The organism is Arthrobacter sp. Y3221157, assembly GCF_059089865.1.
Genome location: NZ_JBNHFD010000043.1, coordinates 22,395 through 28,552 on the forward strand (window position 1 = coordinate 22,395; position 6,158 = coordinate 28,552).

The window sequence follows — 6,158 nt, forward strand, 5'->3', positions numbered from 1 at the left end:
TAAGAAAGAACATGACACCAGAGCCGCAATCCACCCTGGCCACCTCCCGCACCACGCCCGCCGCAGAAGCGCCTGCCGCCGTCGAAACCACCCGGACGGAGGAACAGCCGCATCCGGACGCAGCCACCCCCGCCTTCAAATCGGCGGGGCACGTGATTGTTGATTCCCTCGTGGCCCACGGCGTGGAACGAACATACGTGGTCCCCGGCGAGAGCTTCCTGGACGTGCTGGACGGCCTGCACAACTCCGACATCCAGACCATCGTCTGCCGGCACGAGGGCGGTGCCGCGTACATGGCCGAGGCGGACGGGAAAATGCACCAGCGTCCCGGCGTGGCCATGGTGACGCGGGGCCCCGGCGCCGCGAACGCACATGTGGGGCTGCACACCGCGTGGCAGGACTCCACCCCCATGCTGCTCTTCGTGGGCCTGATCCCCTTCGCCCATCGGGACCGGGAGGCGTTCCAGGAGTTCGACATCAAGGCCTGGTTCGATACCGGCGCGAAGCGTGTCATGACCCTGGACCATCCGGAGCGGGCATCCGAAATTGTGGCGGAGGCAATGTTTGCAGCCATGAGTGGACGGCCCGGGCCGGTGGTGGTGGGACTGCCGGAGGACATCATCCGGCAGGAGATCAGCCCGGTGCTGCACCCGGCCATCCCGGTTGCTGCAGGCGGCATGGCAAGGACGGATGCAGCGGCCCTCCGGGCGGCCCTGGCGGAATCGAGCAAACCGCTCTTCGTGACGGGCGGCAACGACTGGACGCAGGACGCGGCAGACCAGCTCAGCGCCTGGCTGGAGGAGCACCAAATTCCGGCCGCGGCGGAATGGCGGACACAGGGAACAGTGCCCTTCGACTCCCCCTCCTACGTTGGCCCCATCGGCTACGGCAGGCCCCGCCCCACGTACGACCTGCTGGAGGAAACCGACCTGCTGGTGTTCGTTGGGACGGTGCCGGGCGACGTGATCACGGACGGCTTTGTCTGCCGGCAGGACTGGAACAAGAAGAATTTCCTGGTGACTGCCGATCCTTCACTGCGCGGCCGCTCCGGCCCGGTGTCCCGGCAGATCCTGGCCAAGCCGGAGGCCTTTGTCCGCGAGCTTCGGGACATCCGCCTGCCGGTGAAGGATGAGTGGAAGGCCTGGACAGGCCGGATGCGGGCGGAGCAGGAACGGTTCGCGGCACTTCCTCCGGCCACTCCGGCGCCTGGCCAGGCCCGGATGGACACCCTGATGGCGAACCTCGTACCCAGGCTGCCGGCGGATGCCATGGTGACCTTCGGGGCGGGCGAGCACACCAACTGGGCGCACCGGTACTTCCCCACCCGCCGCTATGCGTCCATGATCAGCGCCCGCAACGGCTCCATGGGCTACTCCGTGCCGTCAGCCATCGCGGCTTCCCTGGATGATCCGCGACGGCGGGTGGTCACTATCGCGGGCGACGGCGAGTTCCTCATGAACGGGCAGGAGCTGGCCACCGCCGCCCAGTACGGTGCCACACCGCTGGTAATCGTGATGGACAACCAGGAATACGGCACCATCCGCACGCACCAGGAGCGGCACTACCCCGCCCGGATTTCCGGCACCCAACTGCAGAACCCCGACTTTGGGCTGATGGCCAGGGCTTTTGGCGGTTTCGGCATCACGGTTACGGAGGACGAGGATATTCCGGCGGCGCTGGACGCTGCACTGGCGGCCACTGATCAGGACAACGTCTTTGCCCTGATCCATTTGGTGGTGGAGCAGCGGGTCAAGGCGTATTGACGAAAGCCCGGCGGGCGCTGTGGCGCGCCCATGCCGGGAACCTCTGAGGGGCACCAATGAAGGCAAGGCGGACGACGGCGGGAAGAACCGCCGTCGTCCGCCTCCCCGCGGAGCCGGACAATTACTCCGTTCCCGGCGGCCGGTACTTGATATCCCGGGCCTTTTGGAGCGCCTCCATTGTTTCCTCAACAGTGAGGAGAACTGTGGTTTCGAAGGAGCTAAGCGCACCTCCCCCGCTGATGGCAACGGCCACTGCGGCCATGGACACGTTGTCCGGCGCTTCCCACAGGTTGTAGCCGTCATGGCTGCCGAAGCCGTACCAGAATCCGTGAAGCTTTCCGCCCACCGACTCTATATAGGCCTGCGCAGCTTTCCGCCGGTCTTCAGGGGTGCTGATCAGCCGGGACCAGGTCTCCGGGGTGTAGCTGAATTTCGAGAGATAAAGAGGCATGGCCCTGTCCTGTCGTGGGTGCCTGTACTGCGGATGCACCCAGAATGGCAGGCCGGCCCCGGGTCAGCAATGGCCGTTTTTCGGCTGCTGTTCCGGGGCCGGCCGCCGTCCTGCCAACTCCAGGGCTAAGACCGTGCGGGGACTGTGGCTACAGCTTGTCCGTGCGGTCCTCACCCTTGTGGCCTGCGCCCCGGAGGTTTTCCTGGACCTTGCCGAACAGGTCCTTGATGGTGGATTCGGCGTTGCTGATGACGTCCACCGGCACGTAAACGTCGTGTGTGAGCGGCAGGTCGTATTCATCCTTCAGGTGCGTGCCGTTTCCGACCCCCTGCAGGGACAAGTAGACCATAGCCTCCGTCCGGGCAACTCCGGCGAGTTTCCCAATGACAACTGTGAACTCGTTGGGCTGGAAGCTGATGGTCTGGCCGATGTGGTTGCGGCCAAGCTCACCAGCGGGAACAACCTTTTCCGACTGGCTTCCGGTGTAGTCCATGAACATCTCCTTGGATCGTCTGGCACTGACGAACGCAGTCTAACGCCGCACGCTGCTGCGTCCCCAGTGCCCGGCTTAGGCCCCGGGCCGGAAAGTGAAAGCATGTTCAGCACTCTGCCCGCGCACTGGAGGGCTGCACAAGCGGCCGGCGGCCGGCGTGGTCAGTCCTCCATTGAAGCCACCGGGTCCGCACCTGTTTGATGGCAGGAACGGCTGGACAGCCGCCCGACCACCTAAGGAAAATCCCGTGACTTCAATGGCGAACCGCGTCAAGAGCCCCACCCGCTGGGACGAAGTGGAAATTGGCGACACCGTGGAACTCCGGCGCAACGGCGCCCGTATCCATGCCGGGCTGGTGGATGCCCGCACCGCAGACGGCGACGTGGTGTGGGTCATCGCCCCGGCCGGCGGCCGCCGGCTGTTCCACATTTCCGACGGTTACGACCTGGTGGAGTCACCGGCGCCGCAATAACCGGCCGGAACGGCAGCGGGGCTTTGCAAGACTAGGGACGGACCCGCCCATAGGCAACCAGCCAGGAGACAGTTATGCCCCAGCCGGACTTCACCGCTTTCCGCAGCACCCCCATCACCGAACTACTGGGCATCGACGCGCCCGTGGTCCTTGGACCCTTCGGCGGCGTCTCCTCCGTGCAGCTCACGGCAGCCGTGAGCGACGGCGGCGGGCTGGGTTCCTACGGCCTCTACGGCTACGACGGCGGCGCCATCCGCCGGACGGCAGCGGACCTTCGCGCCGCCACGGGCAGGCCTTTCGCCCTCAACCTGTGGATCCCCACCGGCGATGAGGCCGAGGCCGTGGACCAGGAGGACTTTGGCCGCTTCACCAGCCTGCTGGAGCCGTACTTCCAGGAACTCGGGATCCCGCTGCCGGAGATGCCCGCACGGTACCTGCCCGACTACGGCGAACAGGTGGAGGCCACGCTGGAAGCCTGTCCCGCCGTCGTCAGCTTTGTGTTCGGTGTCCCTGCACCCGAAGTGATGGAGGACGCCCACCGTCGCGGCATCAAGGTGCTCGGCACCGCCACGACCGTGGAGGAGGCCGTGGCGCTGGAAGCCGGTGGCGTGGACGCCGTGGTGGCCAGCGGCATGGAGTCGGGCGGGCACCGTGTGTCCTTCCTGCGGCCGGCAGAAGAGTCGCTCATTGGTACCTTCGCCCTGGTCCCCCAGGTTGCCGACGCTGTGCGCATCCCGGTGATAGCTGCCGGCGGAATCGCCGACCGGCGCGGGGTTGCTGCTGCGTTTGCCCTGGGCGCGGAAGCCGTGCAGGTTGGGACCGCGTTCCTGGCCACCCGCGAGTCGGCCGCGGTCCCGGCCTACCGCTCGCTCCTTTTCAGCCCGTCGGCCGGCCGGACGGTCCTCACCCGGGCGCTCAGCGGCAGGCTGGCCCGCGGCATCCCCAACCGCGTCACATCCGACCTGGCCGATGCGCCGTCCATCGCGCCGTTCCCCGTCCAGAACTGGCTGACAGGGCGTTTCCGGTCCGAGGCCGCCGCCCGCGGGAACACCGGACTCATGTCCCTCTGGGCCGGCCAGGCCACTCCCCTGATCCGGCATGACACCGCCGCTGACGTCCTCGCCGAACTGCTGGCCGGCGTCGGATAGCAGGACGCACAGAAAGCCGCGGCACCTGCCGGCGTGCCAATCACCGATAGAATCTGGACCGGCGGAACCACGCCCGGGATACCGCCGGCAACCGCTACGGGGAGAGGAGGAGCCGTGCCGACACACCAGCCGCGCGCGCCCTTCCACCTCCTCCGCTCCTCGGCCCTCGCCACTGCGATGCTTACCCTGGCGGCAGGGGCCCACGTGGCGGGCGGCGGCCAACTTCCCGCCCCCGGCATCATGTTGGCCATCCTGGCCCTGACCGGACTCGCCAGCACGGCCGCCACCCGGCTGCGGCTCACCTTTCCCGCTGTGGGGGCGCTCCTGGGCACCGGACAGCTGGTCCTGCATGAAGCGTTCACCGCGTTCAGCGCCCCGGCCCTCGCACTGGGACCGGCCAGCCTGCATGCCGGCCACCAGCATGGCGGCGGCGCACCGGTGCTTCCCGAGCTGGTCACCGTCGCGGGTCATGCATCCGCCGGCGATCCCGGTTCGGCACCGCTGATGCTGGCTGCGCATGCTTTGGCCACCCTGGGCTGTGCGCTGTTGCTGGCAAGGGGCGAGGATGCCTTGTGGGCGCTGGCCGCTTGGCTTCGTCCGCTCGCGGGGCTCCCCCGCGCAGAGGCGCCCGACGCCGTTCCCCCGGTTTTCGCAGTATTCCCGCCTGCCGCCGTTCACCGCCGTCCCTGGCGGAACCTCCGGCAAGACAGCCGACGCGGCCCGCCTTCCGCCGTCGCGCTTTGCTCCTAACCCCGCGCCGCATTCAATGCCGGCGGGGCATTCAAAACTTCTGCACGCCCTGTGCGGGCGTGCGCCAGAAAGGCAACCCCATGAACACTTCCATCTTTCGCCGTACCCTGACCACCGCCGCCGCCACGGGCGGCGCAGCAGCCCTGATGCTCGCAGCGGCGGGCGGCGCCGCGGCGCATGTCGGCGTCACGCCGGATAAGACCGACGCCAACTCCTACGCCCTCCTCACATTCGGGATTCCCCACGGCTGTGACGAGTCCGGTACCACCAAGGTGGCTATCACCCTGCCCGTCGAGCTCAACGACGCCCAGCCCACAGTCAACCCCAACTGGACGGTTGAAAAGGTGACAGAGCAGCTCGCGGAGCCCAAGAAGCTCGCGGACGGAACATCCATCACCAAGCGGACCAGCCAGATCGTCTACACCGCCAAGGAACCCCTGCCGCATGACCTCCGCGACGCACTGGTTTTGTCCGTAAAGCTTCCTGACGCGGCGGGCAGCACGCTGCACTTCCCCACCCTTCAGACCTGCGAAACGGGCCAGACCGACTGGTCCCAGATCGCGAAGGACGGCGAGGACCCGCATTCCCTGGAGGCACCGGCGCCGTCCATCACCGTGACGGCGGCTGAGAGCGCCGGCGGGCACGGGGCGGAACGCGCAGCGCACTCAGCGCACGAGGCCCCCGCCGAACCAGAACAGGCCGCAGCCGTAACGGAGAGCGGAGCTGAAGCCCGCAGCTGGGCAGGGCTCGCTGCAGGCGTGGGCGGGCTGGTCCTGGGCGGGGCAGCCCTGCTGCGGAGCGGAGCCCGGCGTAAGGCCACGGACGGCGCAGCCACCAGGTAGCCAAGGTTTGGTGCCCGGATCATCACGATCCGGGCATCAAAACCGCCGCCAGGCCCGCGGCATCGTTGACGCCGGCAACCGCTGCCGCGAAGGTTGTGCCATGAGGTCTCAGAGAATCTTCCAGGGGATAGCCATGTCGACGGCGGCCGCAGCGGCTGCCTTGCTACTCACCGCCTGCGGTCCAAGCCAGCCGCAGACCCAGGCGACCACGACGGCGCCGGGTACCGGCGCGCCCAGCC

The 6,158-nt window shown here is 67.8% G+C and carries 7 protein-coding genes; 5 read left to right on the forward strand and 2 right to left on the reverse strand.

Features of this window, described 5'->3' with window-relative positions; genetic code table 11:
* The first annotated feature begins 11 nt into the window (after window positions 1-11).
* A complete protein-coding gene (locus AC5RTT_RS12295) occupies window positions 12-1,763 on the forward strand; it encodes a thiamine pyrophosphate-dependent enzyme (protein ID WP_494145421.1) in 1,752 nt (583 codons plus the stop codon).
* A gap of 121 nt (window positions 1,764-1,884) precedes the next feature.
* On the opposite strand, the gene AC5RTT_RS12300 is transcribed toward AC5RTT_RS12295, so the two are convergent.
* Window positions 1,885-2,214: a GYD domain-containing protein gene (locus AC5RTT_RS12300; RefSeq protein ID WP_494145422.1), complete on the reverse strand. Its 330-nt coding sequence runs from the start codon at window positions 2,212-2,214 to the stop codon at window positions 1,885-1,887.
* A gap of 148 nt (window positions 2,215-2,362) precedes the next feature.
* Window positions 2,363-2,707, reverse strand: a complete 345-nt coding sequence (locus AC5RTT_RS12305; protein ID WP_494145423.1) for a hypothetical protein — start codon at window positions 2,705-2,707, stop codon at window positions 2,363-2,365.
* Between the two features lie 256 nt (window positions 2,708-2,963).
* Between AC5RTT_RS12305 and AC5RTT_RS12310 the strand changes: the two genes are divergently transcribed.
* From AC5RTT_RS12310 to AC5RTT_RS12325, 4 genes are all read left to right on the forward strand, one after another.
* A complete protein-coding gene (locus tag AC5RTT_RS12310) occupies window positions 2,964-3,179 on the forward strand; it encodes a hypothetical protein (RefSeq protein WP_424575294.1) in 216 nt (71 codons plus the stop codon).
* 74 nt (window positions 3,180-3,253) lie between these two features.
* A complete protein-coding gene (locus AC5RTT_RS12315; protein WP_494145424.1) occupies window positions 3,254-4,327 on the forward strand; it encodes an NAD(P)H-dependent flavin oxidoreductase in 1,074 nt (357 codons plus the stop codon).
* Window positions 4,328-4,441: 114 nt separating this feature from the next.
* Complete coding sequence (locus tag AC5RTT_RS12320) at window positions 4,442-5,077, forward strand: hypothetical protein (protein ID WP_494145425.1); 636 nt, start codon at window positions 4,442-4,444, stop codon at window positions 5,075-5,077.
* An 80-nt stretch (window positions 5,078-5,157) separates the two neighbouring features.
* Complete coding sequence (locus tag AC5RTT_RS12325; protein ID WP_494145426.1) at window positions 5,158-5,919, forward strand: YcnI family copper-binding membrane protein; 762 nt, start codon at window positions 5,158-5,160, stop codon at window positions 5,917-5,919.
* Window positions 5,920-6,158 lie beyond the last annotated feature (239 nt).